General features: G+C 70.3%; 13 protein-coding genes. 4 read left to right on the top strand and 9 right to left on the bottom strand.

What is annotated here, in order from left to right:
• Positions 1 to 71: 71 nt before the first annotated feature.
• The 3 genes from D7V80_RS03705 to D7V80_RS03695 all read right to left on the bottom strand — a co-directional run bounded on the left by D7V80_RS03705 (position 72) and on the right by D7V80_RS03695 (position 5396).
• Positions 72 to 455 (bottom strand): hypothetical protein, encoded by a 384-nt coding sequence (locus D7V80_RS03705; protein WP_120586836.1) that lies wholly within the window; start codon positions 453 to 455, stop codon positions 72 to 74.
• Positions 456 to 471: 16 nt separating this feature from the next.
• On the bottom strand, positions 472 to 987 hold the full coding sequence (locus D7V80_RS03700) for a hypothetical protein (RefSeq protein WP_120586835.1): 516 nt from the start codon (positions 985 to 987) through the stop codon (positions 472 to 474).
• A gap of 65 nt (positions 988 to 1052) precedes the next feature.
• Positions 1053 to 5396, bottom strand: a complete 4344-nt coding sequence (locus D7V80_RS03695; RefSeq protein ID WP_199738358.1) for a DEAD/DEAH box helicase — start codon at positions 5394 to 5396, stop codon at positions 1053 to 1055.
• A 356-nt stretch (positions 5397 to 5752) separates the two neighbouring features.
• On the opposite strand from D7V80_RS03695, the gene D7V80_RS03690 reads away from it, so the two are divergent.
• A complete protein-coding gene (locus D7V80_RS03690) occupies positions 5753 to 6112 on the top strand; it encodes a DUF1778 domain-containing protein (RefSeq protein WP_158616545.1) in 360 nt (119 codons plus the stop codon).
• Positions 6113 to 6142: 30 nt separating this feature from the next.
• The gene (locus D7V80_RS03685; RefSeq protein ID WP_120586832.1) at positions 6143 to 6697 is read left to right on the top strand and encodes a GNAT family N-acetyltransferase; all 555 of its coding nucleotides are present in this window, start codon (positions 6143 to 6145) and stop codon (positions 6695 to 6697) included.
• Between the two features lie 11 nt (positions 6698 to 6708).
• Here D7V80_RS03685 and D7V80_RS03680 read toward each other — a convergent pair whose 3' ends face one another.
• Positions 6709 to 7653 carry a YncE family protein gene (locus D7V80_RS03680; protein WP_120586831.1) on the bottom strand — a complete coding sequence of 315 codons (945 nt, stop codon included), beginning with the start codon at positions 7651 to 7653 and terminating at the stop codon, positions 6709 to 6711.
• Between the two features lie 76 nt (positions 7654 to 7729).
• Here D7V80_RS03680 and D7V80_RS03675 point away from each other — a divergent pair, with 76 nt between their 5' ends.
• On the top strand, positions 7730 to 8665 hold the full coding sequence (locus D7V80_RS03675) for a pirin family protein (RefSeq protein ID WP_120586830.1): 936 nt from the start codon (positions 7730 to 7732) through the stop codon (positions 8663 to 8665).
• Here the strand turns inward: D7V80_RS03675 and D7V80_RS03670 are convergent.
• Positions 8656 to 9264: a DUF2378 family protein gene (locus D7V80_RS03670; protein WP_120586829.1), complete on the bottom strand. Its 609-nt coding sequence runs from the start codon at positions 9262 to 9264 to the stop codon at positions 8656 to 8658. The genes D7V80_RS03675 and D7V80_RS03670 overlap by 10 nt on opposite strands.
• Positions 9265 to 9347: 83 nt before the next feature.
• Positions 9348 to 10808, bottom strand: coding sequence for an ATP-binding protein (locus D7V80_RS03665; protein ID WP_120586828.1), 1461 nt, complete (start codon positions 10806 to 10808; stop codon positions 9348 to 9350).
• Between the two features lie 174 nt (positions 10809 to 10982).
• On the opposite strand from D7V80_RS03665, the gene D7V80_RS03660 reads away from it, so the two are divergent.
• Complete coding sequence (locus D7V80_RS03660; protein ID WP_120586827.1) at positions 10983 to 11942, top strand: PLP-dependent cysteine synthase family protein; 960 nt, start codon at positions 10983 to 10985, stop codon at positions 11940 to 11942.
• Positions 11943 to 11949: 7 nt separating this feature from the next.
• On the opposite strand, the gene D7V80_RS03655 is transcribed toward D7V80_RS03660, so the two are convergent.
• From D7V80_RS03655 to D7V80_RS03645, 3 genes are all read right to left on the bottom strand, one after another.
• A complete protein-coding gene (locus D7V80_RS03655; RefSeq protein WP_120586826.1) occupies positions 11950 to 13041 on the bottom strand; it encodes an aromatic ring-hydroxylating dioxygenase subunit alpha in 1092 nt (363 codons plus the stop codon).
• Positions 13042 to 13082: 41 nt separating this feature from the next.
• The gene (locus D7V80_RS03650) at positions 13083 to 13496 is read right to left on the bottom strand and encodes a four-helix bundle copper-binding protein (RefSeq protein WP_120586867.1); all 414 of its coding nucleotides are present in this window, start codon (positions 13494 to 13496) and stop codon (positions 13083 to 13085) included.
• Between the two features lie 88 nt (positions 13497 to 13584).
• Complete coding sequence (locus D7V80_RS03645) at positions 13585 to 16050, bottom strand: heavy metal translocating P-type ATPase (protein ID WP_120586825.1); 2466 nt, start codon at positions 16048 to 16050, stop codon at positions 13585 to 13587.
• Between the last annotated feature and the right edge of the window lie 11 nt (positions 16051 to 16061).

Raw genomic sequence — 16061 nt, 5'->3', positions numbered from 1 at the left:
GGAGAGGCACTGCGCCATGCGCTTGTCGGGATCCTGGGAGATCACCGCAGATGCCTATCAAACCGCGTGCGTCAATCCTCGGAGTCGTCGGTGCCGAGTTCTTCAGGCAGCGGGTTGTTCAGCAGGGTGAGTCGCCCGGGGAGCCGGACTACGAGGAAGCCTTTGCCGTCGATGCGGATCTGCATGCCATCCTCCGCATCACCGCTTTTGAGCCAAGACTCTGCTTCGTCCCGGGTCACAAAGTCCCGTTCGACCTTGATCTTGAAGTTGGGGTCGAGGCGCTCCTGAAAGTACTGCGCGAAGTCCTTCAGCTTGCCGAGATGCTGAACGTAAAGCAGACAGAACGCGGCCGTTTCCAACGCGTTCCACTCACGAGTTCCTCGCGCATGCTTCTGGCTTTCGGCTCCGAGGACCTCGAGCACATCGTCAACGTTGACGTCAGGTGTCTTGCTCACGGTCCTACCCTTTCGATCAGATGGGGCTCAGCACCAAGAGACCCGCGGGCGCCACCGCAAGCGTGAACGCCACGCCCGCGACGACGACAATGGTTCCCAGTGCCACCTCTGCTTTGTGCTCCCTGAGCCAATCCAACGCCGCAGCCATGGTGGAGAATCGCAGCTCCGGCCTGGCAGCCTGACGCTCCAGAGCCTCCTGCTCCTCAACGCACTTCATGAACTCCTCACGGCATGTCTTCGTGCAGTACTCATGGTGCATCGCTGAATGCTTCGGAATGCTGGTAGTAGGAGGCTTCCGCCTCCAGCACTTCTGGAAACACTGCTTCTGCATCTCGCCGCAGTAGGCCTCCGCGCCAGAGCCGCCAGTACCGGGCCCCTCCGCCGCGCCAACGCCTCGCGCATCCTCGGAGACGACATAGGTCTTCCGCTCGGGACGTTGGGTGTGTCCACAAGCGGTGGCCATCATCACCATGAGGACGAAGAAGGCCCCGGCATGAGAACCGGGGCTTCCATGCCGGACGCTGGTGCTCATGGGAGTTACTCCACCCCCGAACCCCAACCATCCTCAAGCCGCGACGGGCCTCTGTCCTGCGCAGATCAGTTCACCTGCGCCAGCGTTCCATCGACTTCCGCGTCCTCGTTCTCCGGCGCGTCCTCCACGGCATCCACGCCCTGCGGAATCCCATCCACGTAGGTGACGACGTTGTTCGGCAGCGCGGCCACGCGCGGGCCCGGTGTCACCACGCCCGTGAGGTTCAGCGGATCCACTCCGGACAGCTGGATGCGCACGCCGGCCGGAGGCGCGCGCCGCACCGCTCGCGCCATGTCCACCGCTTCTGGCAGCGCGAACTGCTCACCCACGAAGCCCGACACGAAGCGCCCGCCTCGCAGCTCGCCTCGCGCTTCCATGCGCCGGTAGACGAACAGCAGCTCGCGCCACGTGGGTGCCAGCGACTCGCGCATCACCAGGTCTCGCCAGACGATGCCGTAGCGCTGGAGGAACAACTTCGCCAGCGACTCCGTCACCTCTTCCTGCGACTTCGGCTCCGATGGCGCCAGCAGACTCCAGCGGCCCGGACCGCCCCGGTTGAGCAGCTTCTGCCGCTTGCGGTGCGCCGGGCTCTGCAGGATGCGCAGGTTCTGCACCGCGTCCGCCGTCACCAGCCCCTTCGCCACCAGCTCCCACAGCGCGTCCTCCACCTCCGCCGGCAGCCGCCTCGCCCGCGTCACCAGGTCCTGGAAGAAGCACGCGCCCCGCCGCTCCAGCACGCCCACCACGTCCTTCGCCGCCGCGCTCAGGTCCGGCGGCGTCCACACGCCCCCGTCCGCCAGCACCGCGTGAGGACGCGCCGCCGCGAGCATCCACTCCAGGTCCTCGCGCACCGTGAACGTCAACGGCGCGTTGCGCGTCGGTGAAGACCGCTTCGCCACCACCGGCTCCGGCGCCTCCACCGGCGCGCCCCGGCGCGGCCCCGCGGGCTTCGGCGGATCCTTCAGCGTCACCCGCCCCCACGCCACCTCGCCCGCGTAGCACGCGCGCTCCATCAGGTCCGGCGTGTAGCCCCGCATGCGCGCGGGCAACAGGAAGCGCTCCCACGCGGAGGCCGGCGCTTCGTACCCCTGCAGCAGCCGCACCGCCTTGAGCAACCCCGTGCTGCCCCGCAGCGCGTCCACGTCCTCCAGGTGGTGCCACCGGAAGAGGAAGCGCATGAAGTCCTGGGGGCTCAGCGGTTCAATCTCACGGCGCAGCCGCCCCACCGTCAGCCGGTGGATGCGCTGGAGCAGACGCCGGTCGCACCACTCCAGCACCGGGCTCCCGTCCGCGTCCCGAGGCACCGGCACGTCGTCCTGAGCTCGGAACTGGCCTCGCAGCACGCTGCCCTGGCTCTCCAGGTTGTGCAGTGCCAGGTTGATGTCGTCCGGATCCAACAGCGTCAGCCGCGCCAGCTCCGTCACCGTGGTGGGCCCCACCAACTCCATCCGCCCGCGCACCACCTGGAGCACCGCCGCGTCGCGCTCCACCGGCCGGTCGTACTCCAGCACCGGCAACACCGGCTGCATCTGCGCGTCCGGGAAGAGCGCGCGCACCGCGTTGCCCCGCTCCGCCGACACCAGGAACCGCCCGCCCTGCCGCTCCAGCCAGGCCACGCGCCCCTGCTTGAAGAGCCCTGTCTCCAGGCCTCGCGGCACCTCCGACGCTCGCACCAGCACCAACTGCAACAGCGCATCGTGCAGCTCGTCCTCGTCGCGCATCGGCTGCGCGGCGTCCTCCACCACCTGCCGGATGGCGTTCGCGTCCAGCGCTCCGAACGCCGCCGCGTCCTCCGCGGGCATCGCGCGGCGCAGGGCCACGTTGCGCACGCGGCGCTCCTCGGCCGGCGCGTCGTCCAGGAAGGTGTAGGGCTGGCTGTTGATGAGCGCGTGCGCGAAGACGCTCGGCTCCGGGACGTCTCGCGCGACCAGCTGGATGCGCCCGTCCTTCATGCGCCGGAGCACCTCGCGCAGCCCGTCGATGTCCATCGCCTCGCGCAGACAGTCATCCATCGTCTGCTTCACCAGCGGATGGTCCGGCAGCTCCACGTCCCCGCCACCGTGGTTGTCCTGGCAGCCCACCTGCGCGGGGAACACCGCCGCCAGCAGGTCCTCGCTGCGCGCGCGCTGGAGGTTCGGCGCCACGCGCTTGCCTCCCATCATCCGGTGCAGCGTCAGCGCTCGCGACGCCACCCACCGGAAGCGCGTGCCGAAGATGGGCGCCTGGAGGATGGCCTGCACCAGCACCTCCTCCACGTTGTCCGGGTGCAGGAAGTCGAAGATGTCCGCCAGCGGGAACGAGTGCTGTTCCCCCAGGCTCAGGAGGATGCCGTCCTCCGTGGCCGCCGCCTGCAGCTCGAAGTCGAACGAGCGGCAGAAGCGCTTGCGCAGCGCCATGCCCCACGCGCGGTTGATGCGGCTGCCAAACGGCGCGTGGATGATCAGCTGCATGCCGCCCGCCTCGTCGAAGAAGCGCTCGGCGACGATCTGCGTGTGGCTGGGCACCACGTCGCCCAGCATCTTCTTGCCCAACCGCAGGTAGCCCAGGAGCGCGTCCACCGCGGGCGGCGGCACGCGCAGGAGCTTCTCCAGGAAGCCCGCCGGGTCGTCGTGGCGCAGCAGCTCCTCGCGCAGCCGGCCCACCTGGAGGCTCAGCTCGTCCGTGCGGCCCGGCGCCTCGCCGCGCCAGAAGGGCACGTTGGGCGGCGCGCCCCTCGCGTCCTCCACCATCACCGTGCTGCCCACGACACGCTGAATGCGCCACGCGGTGCTGCCCAGCAGGAAGATGTCTCCCGGCGAGGACTCCACCGCGAAGTCCTCATCCAGCGTGCCCACCACCTTGCCTTCCGGCTGCGCGGTGACACTGAAGTTGAACGTGTCCGGGATGGCGCCACCATTGGTGAGCGCGGTGATGCGCACGCCCCGGCGTCCCTTGAGCCGCTGGTTCACCCGGTCGCGGTGCAGGTGGATGCTGCCCCGGCCCCGGCGTTCGGAGACGCCTTCCGACAGCATCTCCAGCACCTGCTGGTACTCCTCCCAGGTGAGGTCCTGGTACGGGTACGCGCGCTGGAAGATGCTGAAGAGGGCGCGCTCGTCCCATTCCTCGCACGCGCACGCGGCGACGATCTGTTGCGCCAGCACGTCCAGCGGCTTCTTGGGGATGCGGACCGCGTCCAGGTCGCCCTCGCGCACGGCGTTGAGGAGCGCGACGCACTCCACCAATTCGTCGCGGGTCATCGCGAAGAGGATGCCCTTGGAGATGCCCGCCTTGTGGTGGCCCGCGCGGCCCACGCGCTGGAGCAGCACGGAGATGGCCTTGGTGGTGCCCAGCTGCACGACGAGGTCCACGTTGCCCACGTCGATGCCCAGCTCCAGCGACGCGGTGGCGACCATCACGCGGAGCTGGCCGGCCTTGAGGCGCTCCTCGGCGGACAGGCGCATCTCGCGGGACATGCTGCCGTGGTGCGCGGCCACCCACTGCTGGCCCAGGCGTTCGCCCAGGTCGTGCGCCACGCGCTCGGACATCTTGCGCGTGTTGACGAAGATGAGCGTGGTGCGGTGCTCGCTGGAGAGTTGGATCAGCCGGTCATAGACCTGCCCCCACATCTCGTGGCTCGCGATGGAGGAGAGCTCCGCGTCCGGAATCTCCACCTTGAGGTCCCACGGGCGCTGGTGGCCCACCTCCACGCGCTTGCACTCGGTAAGGGAGGCGCCGGTGAGGAAGCCCGCGATGGCGTCCAGGGGCTTCTGCGTGGCGGACAGGCCCAACAGTTGAGGGCGCACGTCGGTGAGGGCCTTGAGGCGCTCCATGGACAGCGCGAAGTGGCTGCCGCGCTTGTCGCGGGCGAGCGCGTGGATTTCGTCCACGATGACCGTGCGCACGTGGCGCAGGGTGGCGCGGGCGCGCTCGGCGGTGAGGTAGAGGTAGAGGGACTCGGGCGTGGTGATGAGGATGTGCGGCGGGCGGCGAACCATCTGGGCGCGCTCGCCAGCGGGCGTGTCTCCGGTGCGCACCTGGACGCGAAGCTGCTGGGGTTCGTAGCCCTCTTCACGCGCCAGGGTCATCAGCTCCTCCAGCGGCTGGAGGAGGTTCTTCTGCACGTCGTTGCCCAGGGCCTTCAGGGGCGACACGTAGAGGACGCGCGTGTGGTCGGGCAGCGTGCCGTCGAGCGCCAGGCGGAACAGCGAGTCCAGCGCCGCGAGAAACGCGGTGAGCGTCTTACCGCTGCCCGTGGGCGCGGCGATGAGCACGTCATAGCCGCCGTGGATGAGCGGCCAGCCTTCAATCTGCGGCCGGGTGGGTTCGCCCAGGCGTGAAGCGAACCAGCGCCGCACCACCGGGTGGAAGGCGGCGAGCGCCGGATGGGCCGCGGACTCCGACGAGAAGGCGAGGGCAATTTGAGGGGACATGGCGGGCTCCCAGAGGGCCAGCCTGAACACAGGTACAGCGCGTCGTCAACGGACGCCGGGTGCCGACTCCAGCCCCCAGGTCAGGGGATGTCGGAGGGCCCGCGTATACCCCTGAACCGCCGGCGGATTCGTCTCCCCAGCAGGACGCAGGGCACTCAGGCGGGCAGTTATCACCTCGCCGCAGGGCACCGCATCACGGTGCTGCCTGATTCCATGCATGGCCCTGGTGGCAGATTGAAAGCAGCTGGAACGACAGTAGATTTCTACTGAGTTTCCAGTGGGCGCCAACTCACCCATCAGCGCCCGCGCGGAAGATGCCCTGCTCCCCTCAAGCCGTTGGCAACGGAGTGCCCGCCATGACGACTTCCTCCTACCGCCTGCAGGCAACGCTTCCTGCGCCCTATGGAACCCAGCTCGAACAACTTCGGAGCAAGCTCCAGATCGACAACACCGAGGTCATCAAGGAGGCATTGGGCTTCTTCGCCAAGGCCGTGCTTGAAGCGAGCCTGGGCCGCCGCGTCGCCTTCGTGGACGAGAAGCATCAAGTGCTTGCTGAGTACAGCTCGCCCTCTCTCACCCGGCTGGAGTGGAACGCCCGGGAGGAAGGCCGCGTCGTGCTGCCCGACAGTGACTTCGACCGGCTCGTGGATGAGTTGGAGAAGCCTGCGAAGCCGCTGCCCCGGCTTCGGAAGCTTGCGCGCAAGAAGGCCCGCTGACGTCCTAAAGAAAAGAAGAGGGGGGCCGTCATGACGGCCTCCCTGATGTTTCCCGAGTTCACCGCCATCACCAGCAAAGACGCCGCCAGTGGTTTTCGCTGTGAGGAGGAGGCGCTCACCCTCTTCTTCCAACAACAGGCCACGCAGCAGGGACGCCGCGAGGAGAATCGGACCTGGGTGCTCCACCGTCCCGACGGACGGCCTGACCTGCCCTGGGTGCTGGGCTTCTACACACTCACCTGGATCCAACTTGAGCGCAGCAGCCTGCCTGCGCCCATCATCCGGCGGCTACCGGACTATCCGGTCCGCGCCATCCTCATCGGTCGCCTTGCGCGCGACGAGCGGTGCAAGGGCATGGGCGTCGGGGAGCACCTGCTTGATGACGCCCACCGCAGGGCCTTGCGCGTCAACGCGGACATTGGAGGGCTCGTCGTCGTCGTGGACGCGAAGAACGCGCGCGCCGCGGCTTTCTACGAGGCGCATGACTACACGGCCCTCATCCGTACCGGACCCGAGGCCGCGACGTGGCCCCGGCGCTACTTCGTGAAGATGGAGGACCTGAGAGCGACCTACGCAGGAACGTGAGGCCAGACCTTTTAACGCCGGACCGCGAAGGCCAGACCGTCTGGCCTTCCTCCGACATCGATGTGGCCCGTCACCTCCAACGTCTTGAGGTCGATGACGGCGACGTCGTTGTCCGGAGTGCAGGACACGAAGGCGCGATTGCCCTCCGCGTCCATCAGCATGGCCGCGCCCCGGCCGATCTTCAGCCGCTTCACTTCCTTCCGCGTGCCGGTGTCGAACACTGCCAACTCCCCCGTGCGCACGCTCACCGCCAGCACCCGCTTGCCATCCGGCGTGAACTCCAGCCGGTGCGCGCCTGGCAGTTTCGCGTCGACCGTGGCCACCCCCTTCTTCGCCTTCAGGTCCACGACCGACAGCGCTCCTGTCGGACTCGCTGACCACAGCTCCTTGCCGTCGGGTGACACGTCGAAGCCTTCAGAGTGCTCTGCCACCGGCACCAGCGTCTGGACCCAATCCATCTGCGGCTTCGCGGTGGGCGGCAGGACTCCCGTGGGCGGCACCGTCGGCTGGAGCAACACGTTCTCCAGGATGCTCACCGTCCCGGAGTCCACGTTCGTCGTGTACAGCGTCTTCTCGTCCGCAGTGACGTGCAGCATGTGCGTCCGGTTCTGGCCGGTGCCCATGCCCATCAGCGGAGAGGTGTCCACGTTCGGCAGTGCCTTCTGCGCGACCAGGTCGATGACGTTCAATTCGTGGAAGCGGCCGAACCCCGTGTTCGACACGTAGGCCGTCTTCCCGTCCGCGGACGTGACCACCTCGTGCGGATCCTCTCCCACCGGCACGCGCCCCAGGACCTTCAGGCTGACCGGCTCCACGATGGCCAGGGCGTGGCGCGTCTTCGAGACGATCAGCAGCGCGCGCTTCGGCGTGGGCTCCGCGGCGCTTGCGGACACGGCGAGTGGCAGCGTGCCCAGCACGGTGGGGAACACATGCCAGTCCTTCAGGGTCGGTCGCATGTCACGACTCCCAAAGTGAGCCGCGCGCTCCCGCCGGAACCGAGGCACACTGAGCGCCTTGAAAAGGAGCCACACCATGAGCTGGGAAGAAGACCTGCAGGGCCGTGAGCCCCCGCCCTCCCTGGAGACGCTCATCGTCCCGCGCGTGCGCGACCTGGGCGATGGCTTCCATGTGCGCCGCGCCCTGCCCTCCGCGCGCCGCCGCATGGTCGGTCCCTTCATCTTCCTGGACCAGATGGGCCCCGCGGACTTCGACCCCGGCCGCGGCCTGGACGTGCGCCCCCATCCGCACATCGGCCTGTCCACCGTCACCTATCTCTTCCAGGGCGAAATCCTCCACCGCGACTCGCTGGGCTTCGTGCAGCCCATCCGCCCCGGCGCCGTGAACTGGATGACCGCCGGCCAGGGCATCGCCCACTCGGAGCGCACCGGCCCGGAGACCCGCGCCGCCGGTGGCCGCCTCTTCGGCATCCAGGCCTGGATCGCCCTCCCCAAGAAGCACGAGGAGGTCGCCCCCGCCTTCGTCCACCACCCCGCGGACACGCTCCCCATCATCGACGGCGAGGGCATCCACCTGACCGTCATCGCGGGCCAGGTGCACGGCGGCAAGTCCCCCGTGCGCGCCCACTCCGACCTCTTCTACGCGGACGCGAAGATGGAGGCGGGCTCCCGCCTGAAGCTCTCCGCCGAATACGAGGAGCGAGGCCTCTACCTCGTCGAAGGCACCGTGGAGGTGGAGGGCACGCGCTTCCAGCCCGGCGAGCTGCTCGTGTTCAAGCCGGGCAGCGAGATCATCCTCAAGGCGGAGTCCTCCGCGCGGATGATGCTCCTGGGTGGCGAGCCCATGGACGGCCCGCGCTACCTCTTCTGGAACTTCGTGTCGTCCTCCAAGGAGCGCCTGGAGGCCGCCAAGGCGGACTGGAAGGAGGGCCGCTTCGCCGCCGTGCCCACGGAGACGGAGTTCATCCCCCTGCCTCCGGATGATCCGCCCGCGCCCGTGCGCTACCCGTAGAGCCGGCGCACCGGCGCCAGCGTGCCCGCGGGCCGCTGCGACTTCGCCTGCGACCACGTCAGCCGGTACGTCGCCGCCGTCCCGTCGAAGGCGATGGGCTTCACCTCCGGGGAGCCCGCGCCCGACGCGCGCAGCGTCTCCGCCAGGAAGCCGCAGGCGAAGAAGGGGTTGTCCGCCAGCACGTCCTTCACCCACAAGGTGGCGTCCTGCTGGGACAGCTCCTCCACCCGCACTTCATTGAAGTTGTTGCCCGCGCGCAGGTTGTACGGCACGCGCTCCAGCGTCTTCCGCGGGCCCAGGTGCGTGACGAGCTGCATGCTCGCCCGCCCCACGGACGTCTGCTGGAAGCCCTTCAGGTAGCGGGCGCCCAGCTCCAGGTAGGCCGTCTCCAGGGGCTGGCCGGGGAAGACGTCCCGCGCGGCCACGTCCAGGAAGGCGCGCCACTGGTCCAGCGAGTAGTGGGGGCGCAGCGGCTCGGACAGGTTCAGGCCCGCGGCCTTCAGCTTCTGGCGTCCGTCACGCGTCAGGTATGGCCCCAGCGCTCGCACGAAGAGGGCTTCCACGCTCTGGGCGAAGATTTGCTTTTCGGATGGGGCCATGCCCCCAGGGTGGAGTCGCCCCCGCGCATGCGGAAGGGTGGACGCAACGCATCCGTCCACGAGTCGTCAAACCCGTAGGTTTTTCAGCCTCGCGGCAGACGCACCGTGAAGGTCGTCCCCTGGGCCTCGGTGGAGGTCACCTGCACGGTGCCGCCATGGGAGAGGACGATCTGACTGGTGATGTAGAGCCCCAGGCCCAGCCCTCCGGCCGCGCCGCGCTCCCGGTCGCTGCGGCCGGCGCGGCGCCACGCCGCGAAGAGGTGCGGCAGCTGCTCCGCCGGAATGGGCGCGCCCAGGTTGTGCACCCGCAGCACGGCCTCCCCATTCAGCCCCTCCGCGCTCACGCGCACGGGTGACTCCGGCGGGCTGAACTTGAGCGCGTTGGACACCAGGTTGCCCACCACCTGCTCCAGCCGGTCCGCGTCCCACTCGCCGCGCCCGTCCCCCTGCACGTCCAGCAGCACCTCGCGCTGGGGGTGGCTGGCGCGCACTTCCTCCACCGCGCCGCGCACCACGTCGAACAGGTCGCACCGCGAGCGCACCACCGGCAGCCCCGCGCCCAGCCGCGCCCTGGCGAAGTCCAGCAGCTGGCGGATCATCCGCTCCATGCGCACGGCGCTGGTGAGGATGCGCTCGGTGAAGACGCGCTGGCGGTCGGACAGCTCACCCTGGCGCTGGAGTTGCTGCGCGGACATGGACAGCGCGTTGAGCGGGTTGCGCAGGTCGTGGCCCAGGATGCCGATGAACTGCTCGCGGAAGTCCTCCGCGTTGCGCAGCTCCGTGACGTCCTGCCCGGTGGCGATGACGGCCTCCACCGCGCCCGTGGGTCCGGTGGCCGGTGACATGGTGTACTCGAAGTGCCGAGCGCCCTGGTCCGAGGACAGGGTGACGCGGCCGCGCTGCACCTGGCCCGTGCGCCGCGCCGCGTCCAGCGCCTTCGCGTAGGGCTCCAGCTGCGGGTCCATCACGCGAATCGCGTCCATGCTCCTGCCTGGCACGTGCACGTGATGCGAGCCACGCGACGCGGCCACCGCCTGGTTCGCGTAGATGAGCGTCCCTTCGCCGTCATAGAGCGCGATGGGGTCCGCCGCCGAGGACATGGCCAGCTCCAGCAGGCGGCGCTGCTGCTGCACCTGGTCGGAGAGGACGCGCACCTCGCGCTCGGCACGGCGCAGGCGCAGGAGCGCATGCACCTGGGCCACCAGCTCCTCCGGATCCACCGGCGCCACCAGGTACGCGTCCGCGCCGTGCTCCAGGCCCTGCGCCCGGTCCGCGGCGCCCACCGCCTGCGCGGACAGGTGCAGCACCAGCGCGTTGCGCGTGCGCGGGGAGGCCTTCAGGCGCCGGCACACCTCCAGGCCGCTCATGTCCGGCAGGCGGACATCCAGGATGACCAGGTCCGTGTGCTCGTCCGCGAGCGCCAGCGTCTCACTGCCCGTGCCCGCCTCCAGCACCTGGAAGCCCGACAGGGACAGCACACGCGACGTGACGTAACGGCTGGCCAGGTCGTCGTTGACGTTGAGGATGATGGGTGCGGAAGGCATGCGGGCGGATGGAACCGTGCCCCACCTTCGTAATGGCTGTCACCGGGCGCGCCAAGTGTTGCACGTGGGAAAATGTCTTCTCTGACGGAACAGCCAGGGGAGCAGGCGTCCGCGGTCGCTCGCTGGACGACAGGGTGGCTCCCCTGCCAGCGCGTTTCGCGATAGGGATGACCCATGCGCCCTCCCTGCCGCCCGCTTCCCGCTGATGGCCGCTTCCTCCAGGCCGTGGGGCCCACGCCGCTCGTGCCCGTGCGGCTGGACCCGGAAGGTCCGACCATCTGGTGCAAACTGGAGTTCCTCAATCCCAGTGGGTCCACCAAGGATCGCATTGCCCGGTACATGCTGGAGAAGGCGTGGCGGCTGGGTGAGCTGAGCCCGGGCGGAGACGTGGTGGAGGCGTCCAGCGGCTCCACCAGCATCGCCATGGCGCTGGCGAGCGCGCAGATGGGCTGCCGCTTCACGGCGGTGATGCCGGAGGGCGTGACGGAGGAGCGGCTCATCGCCATCCGCGCCTACGGCGGCGAGGTGGAGCTGGTGCCGCGCTCGGAAGGCATCCGGGGCGCCATCGCGCGGGCGGAGGCGCTGGCGAAGGAGCGCGGAGGCTACGCGCCCCGCCAGTTCGAGAACCCGGACAACGCGGAGGCGCACCGCGTGTGGACGGGGCAGGAAATCCTGGCGCAGGTGCCGGGCGGGCTGGTGCACGGCGTGGTGAGCGGCGTGGGCACGGGCGGCACCATCGTGGGCCTGTTCCAGGCGTTCGCGGAAGCCGGCTGTCCGGTGACGCCCTTCGTGGCGCGGCCCATCGCCGGGCTGGGCTGCGACATCGAGTGTTGCAGCTTCAGCGCGCGCGTGCCGGGCGTGGTGGACGGCTTGTCGCGGCTGTACCGCGAGGCGGACATGCCGGGCCGCGTGGAGCTGGACGTGTCGGACGACCTGGCCATGGGCACCGCGCGGGCGCTCATCCGCCGGGGCTTCCCGGTGGGCCCGTCCTCCGGCCTCAACTACGCGGCGGCGGTGGAGGCGGCGAAGCGGCTGGGCCCGCAGGCCCAGGTGGTGACGGTGTTCCCGGACCGCATGGAGCGCTACTTCTCCACGGAGCTCGTGCAGCCCCGGGCCGCGCCCAAGGCCGGCTGAAGACGCTTCAGGTGCGCATGCGCACGCGCGTCTCGTGCACCGTGTCCGGAGGCGGCGCGGTGCGCTCGCGCTCCTGGGCGCGCATCAGTCGCAGGATGCTGGGCCCCAGGACGTCGATTTCGGTGGAGGCGTAGGCCTCCGTGCCGAAGCGGCGGATGGAGTCCGTCTGCTTCTCCAGGATGCGCACGTCCTGCCCGAAGATGTGCAGGCCCACCGGCAGCACGAAGGGCACCGCGGCCTTGAGCAGCCAGCGCGGCACGGGCAGCTTCACCGTCACCACCGCGTACACGAGCGTGTCCCAGTCACTCACCGGCGTCATGGCGGAGTTGACCACGATGTGGCTCTTCTCCCCGATGCGGTACTCCACCTGCGCGATGGACGGCATCAGGAAGCGGTCGAAGTGCTGCACCACCCCGCCGCCCGGCGCGAGCAGCCGCCCCACGAGCCCCTTGGGCGCGGGCTCGCCCAGGTACTCCGCCTCCACGCGGTCCGCGCTCCTGCGCACCACCACGTCGATTTCGTTCTTCTTCTCCGCGGTGCGGAACAGGCCGCCGTGGAGGAAGGCCGTGTGCGGAACGTCCAGCGTGTTCTCCAGCACCGCGTGCAGCGACCCGGGCGCGCGCAGCACCCGGCGCACGGTGGTGTAGTCCGCCGCGTCCAGCAGCGGGAAGCGGAAGGGCTCCGACGTGGGCTCCACGCCGGGCGTGGAGTAGACCCAGACGAAGCCGTCCTGCTCGCGCGTCGCGTAGGACGCGGCGCAGCGGGAGCGGGCCTCGGGCTCGCCCACCAGGCCGGGGATGAGCCGGCACTGGCCTCCGGTGTCGAAGCGCCACCCGTGGTAGCCGCACTCCAGCTGCCCGTTCGTCACGCGCCCCAGCGACAGGGGCACGTTGCGGTGCGGGCAGCGGTCCATCAGGGCGCCGGGCTTGCCGCCTTCCCCCCGGAAGAGCACCAGGGGCGTGCCCTGCAGCGTGCGGGCGAGCGGCTTGTCCCCCAGCTCGCGCGACGTGCAGAGGATGAACCAGGAGTGCGGAAGCCGGACGACGGAGATGTGACTGGGGGACGCACCTGGGGTGCGCCCCTCCTCGCGGGCGTTCATGCGCCCAGTCTAATGGGCCCGGGCCGCCGTGCACGCCCCCTTCAGGCGGGCAGGTCGGCGAAGCGTTGGGCGGCCTCCGGGTTGAGGGGCTGAGGCATCACCCCGCCGCTCATCCCGCGGCAGGACTCCTCACAGCGGCGGCACGCGTCCGCGCAGGCCTTCATTGGCCCCTCGCTGCCCGTCTCCTCGCAGGCGGTCGCGCAGGCGGCGCACACCTCCGCGCAGGCGAAGCAGGTGCGCGAGTGCAGGTCCGAGCCGCGCAGCATGAAGCGCGCGCTCGTCTCGCAGATGTCCGCGCAGTCCATCAGCAGCCGGAGGTGGCCGGGCTCGGCGGGCCTGCCTCCCCACTCCAGACAGTCCGCCAGCGTCTCCAGGCAGACGCGGTGACAGGCCATGCAGTGGTCGATGCACTCCCGCATCGCTTCGTCGCTTCGCTTCACTTCGGCGTGCGCCATGGTGGGGTTCCTTTCGGGCCTCACGGTGGTCACGCGCGGGGAGGTCATCATCCCGCCGCCCGTGGCCGACCGTCCGGCTGCTCCCGGCCTAGAGCTTCAGCCGCCGCAGGCGCAGGGCGTTGCCGATGACGGACACCGACGAGAGGCTCATCGCCGCGCTCGCGAACAGCGGGCTCAGGAGCCACCCGAGGACGGGGTACAGCACGCCCGCCGCCAGCGGCACTCCCAGCAGGTTGTAGACGAAGGCGAAGAAGAGGTTCTGCCGGATGTTGCGCAGCACGGCCTGGCTCAACCCGCGCGCCCGCGCGATGCCTCGCAGGTCGCCCTTCACCAGCGTCACGCCCGCGCTCTCCATCGCGATGTCCGTGCCCGTCCCCATGGCGATGCCCACGTCCGCCCTCGCCAATGCTGGTGCGTCGTTCACGCCGTCGCCCGCCATCGCCACCACGCGCCCCTGGGCTTGCAGTGTCTTCACCGCGTCGCCCTTCGCGTCCGGCTGCACGCCAGCGATCACCTCCGTGATGCCCAGCCTGCGCGCCACCGCGTGCGCCGTCGTCGGGCTGTCGCCGGTGAGCATCACCACGCGCAGGCCTTCCTCCCGCAGCCTCGCCAGCGCCTCCGGCGTGGACGGCTTCAGCGGATCCTCCACGCCCAGGAGCCCCGCCGCCCGGCCATCCACCGACACCAGGACCACCGTCTGCCCCTCCTGGCGCAGCGCCTCCGCGCGCTCCGTCAGCGCCTCCACCTCCACGCCCAGGCTCCGCATCAGCGCCGCGTTGCCCAGCGCCACCTCGTGGCCTTCCACGCGGCCCCGGACGCCCTGCCCTGGCACGGACTGGAAGTCCTCCACGCCACCAGGGGACACGCCGCGCTCCTTCGCGCCCGCGACCACGGCGGCGGCCAGCGGGTGTTCGCTGCCTCGCTCCAGACTCGCGCCCTGGCGCAGCAGCGCGGATGCGTCCACCCCCGGCGCGGGCTCCACCGTCACGAGCCGCGGCTTGCCCTCCGTGAGCGTGCCCGTCTTGTCCACCACCAGCGTGTCCACCGCCGCCATCCGCTCCAGCGCCGCCGCGTCGCGGATGAGCACGCCCATGCGCGCGCCCTGCCCCGTCCCCACCATCACGGACATGGGCGTGGCCAGGCCCAGCGCGCACGGGCAGGCGATGATGAGCACCGCGACGGCATTCACCAGCGCGTGCGCGAGCCTCGGCTCCGGGCCCCACACGCCCCAGACCACCGCCGTCACCACCGCCACCGCGATGACCGCGGGCACGAAGATGCCAGCCACCCGGTCCGCCAGCCGCTGGATGGGCGCGCGCGTGCGCTGTGCCTCGGCCACGCGCTGGACGATGCGCGACAGGAGCGTGTCCTGCCCCACGCGCTCCGCCCGCATCACGAGCGTGCCCGTGCCGTTCACCGTGCCGCCCGTCACCTTCGCGCCCGGCCCCTTCTCCACCGGCACGGGCTCTCCGGTGACGAGCGATTCATCCACCGCGCTCGCGCCCTCCAGCACCTCGCCGTCCACCGGCACCTTCTCACCGGGGCGCACGCGCAGGCGCCATCCGGCGTGCACCTGGGCCAGCGGCACGTCCTCCTCGTGGCCGTCATCCGAGATGCGCCTCGCCGTGGCGGGGGCCAACGACAACAAGGCCCTCAGCGCACCGGACGTCGCGTGGCGGGCGCGCAGCTCCAGCACCTGTCCCAGCGCCACCAGCGTGAGGATGATGGCCGCGGCCTCGTAGTACACGGGCACGGAGCCGCCGTGCCCCGTGCGCGCGCCTTCCGGCAGCAGGTGCGGGAACAGCGTGACGCCCACGCTGAAGGCGTACGCCGCGCCCGCGCCCAGCGCGATGAGCGTGAACATGTTCAGGTGCCGGTTCTTCACCGACGCCCAGCCCCGCTGGAAGAACGGCGCTCCCACCCACAGAACCACCGGCGTCGCCAGCGCGAACTGCGCCCACACGAGCGCCGAGGCCGACAGCCCATGCGGCACCGGCAGCATGTCCGACATGCCCAGCAGCATCAGCGGCGCGCTCAGCACCAGGCCCACCCAGAACCTTCGCGTCATCGAGCGCAGCTCCGGATCCGGCGGCTCCTCCACCGTCACCGTGCGCGGCTCCAGCGCCATGCCGCACTTCGGGCAGGCGCCGGGCCCATCGCTCACCACCTCCGGGTGCATCGGGCAGGTGTATTCGACGCGCGTCTGGAGGACGGGCGGCGCTTCGGGCTCCAGCGCCATGCCGCACTTCGGGCACGCCCCTGGCGCGTCCTGCCGCACCTCCGGGTCCATGGGGCACACGTACACCGCGCCCGGCGCAGCGGGCGGTGGCGGCGTCTGGGGCTGGAGGAACCGAGCGGGGTCGTCCTGGAAGCGCTGGCGGCACTTCGGGTTGCAGAAGAACCAGGTGTGGCCTTCGTGCTCCCAGCTCCCACCCCGGGGCGCGCGAGGGTCCACCTCCATGCCGCACACGGGGTCGATGGCGGGCCCTTCTCCACTCGAGGGGGGCAGCCGGGGTGAAGGCGAAACGGGGGAATGCGGATGGTGATGCGTCATGGAGAAGCCTC

It is taken from the genome of Corallococcus sp. CA054B, assembly GCF_003611625.1.
Taxonomy (GTDB): domain Bacteria; phylum Myxococcota; class Myxococcia; order Myxococcales; family Myxococcaceae; genus Corallococcus; species Corallococcus coralloides.
The sequence above is the reverse complement of the archived record's forward strand: the minus strand, read 5'-3'. Positions and strand labels throughout refer to the sequence as shown.

What these genes read in the sequence shown, in the direction of transcription:
- D7V80_RS03695 (WP_199738358.1), bottom strand. Translation starts at nt 5,396, where the DNA reads ATGTCCCCTCAAATTGCCCTCGCCTTCTCGTCGGAGTCCGCGGCCCAT.
- D7V80_RS03650 (WP_120586867.1), bottom strand. Translation starts at nt 13,496, where the DNA reads ATGGCGCACGCCGAAGTGAAGCGAAGCGACGAAGCGATGCGGGAGTGC.
- D7V80_RS03685 (WP_120586832.1), top strand. Translation starts at nt 6,143, where the DNA reads ATGACGGCCTCCCTGATGTTTCCCGAGTTCACCGCCATCACCAGCAAA.
- D7V80_RS03655 (WP_120586826.1), bottom strand. Translation starts at nt 13,041, where the DNA reads ATGAACGCCCGCGAGGAGGGGCGCACCCCAGGTGCGTCCCCCAGTCAC.
- D7V80_RS03665 (WP_120586828.1), bottom strand. Translation starts at nt 10,808, where the DNA reads ATGCCTTCCGCACCCATCATCCTCAACGTCAACGACGACCTGGCCAGC.
- D7V80_RS03690 (WP_158616545.1), top strand. Translation starts at nt 5,753, where the DNA reads ATGACGACTTCCTCCTACCGCCTGCAGGCAACGCTTCCTGCGCCCTAT.
- D7V80_RS03680 (WP_120586831.1), bottom strand. Translation starts at nt 7,653, where the DNA reads ATGCGACCGACCCTGAAGGACTGGCATGTGTTCCCCACCGTGCTGGGC.
- D7V80_RS03660 (WP_120586827.1), top strand. Translation starts at nt 10,983, where the DNA reads ATGCGCCCTCCCTGCCGCCCGCTTCCCGCTGATGGCCGCTTCCTCCAG.
- D7V80_RS03645 (WP_120586825.1), bottom strand. Translation starts at nt 16,050, where the DNA reads ATGACGCATCACCATCCGCATTCCCCCGTTTCGCCTTCACCCCGGCTG.
- D7V80_RS03675 (WP_120586830.1), top strand. Translation starts at nt 7,730, where the DNA reads ATGAGCTGGGAAGAAGACCTGCAGGGCCGTGAGCCCCCGCCCTCCCTG.
- D7V80_RS03670 (WP_120586829.1), bottom strand. Translation starts at nt 9,264, where the DNA reads ATGGCCCCATCCGAAAAGCAAATCTTCGCCCAGAGCGTGGAAGCCCTC.
- D7V80_RS03700 (WP_120586835.1), bottom strand. Translation starts at nt 987, where the DNA reads ATGAGCACCAGCGTCCGGCATGGAAGCCCCGGTTCTCATGCCGGGGCC.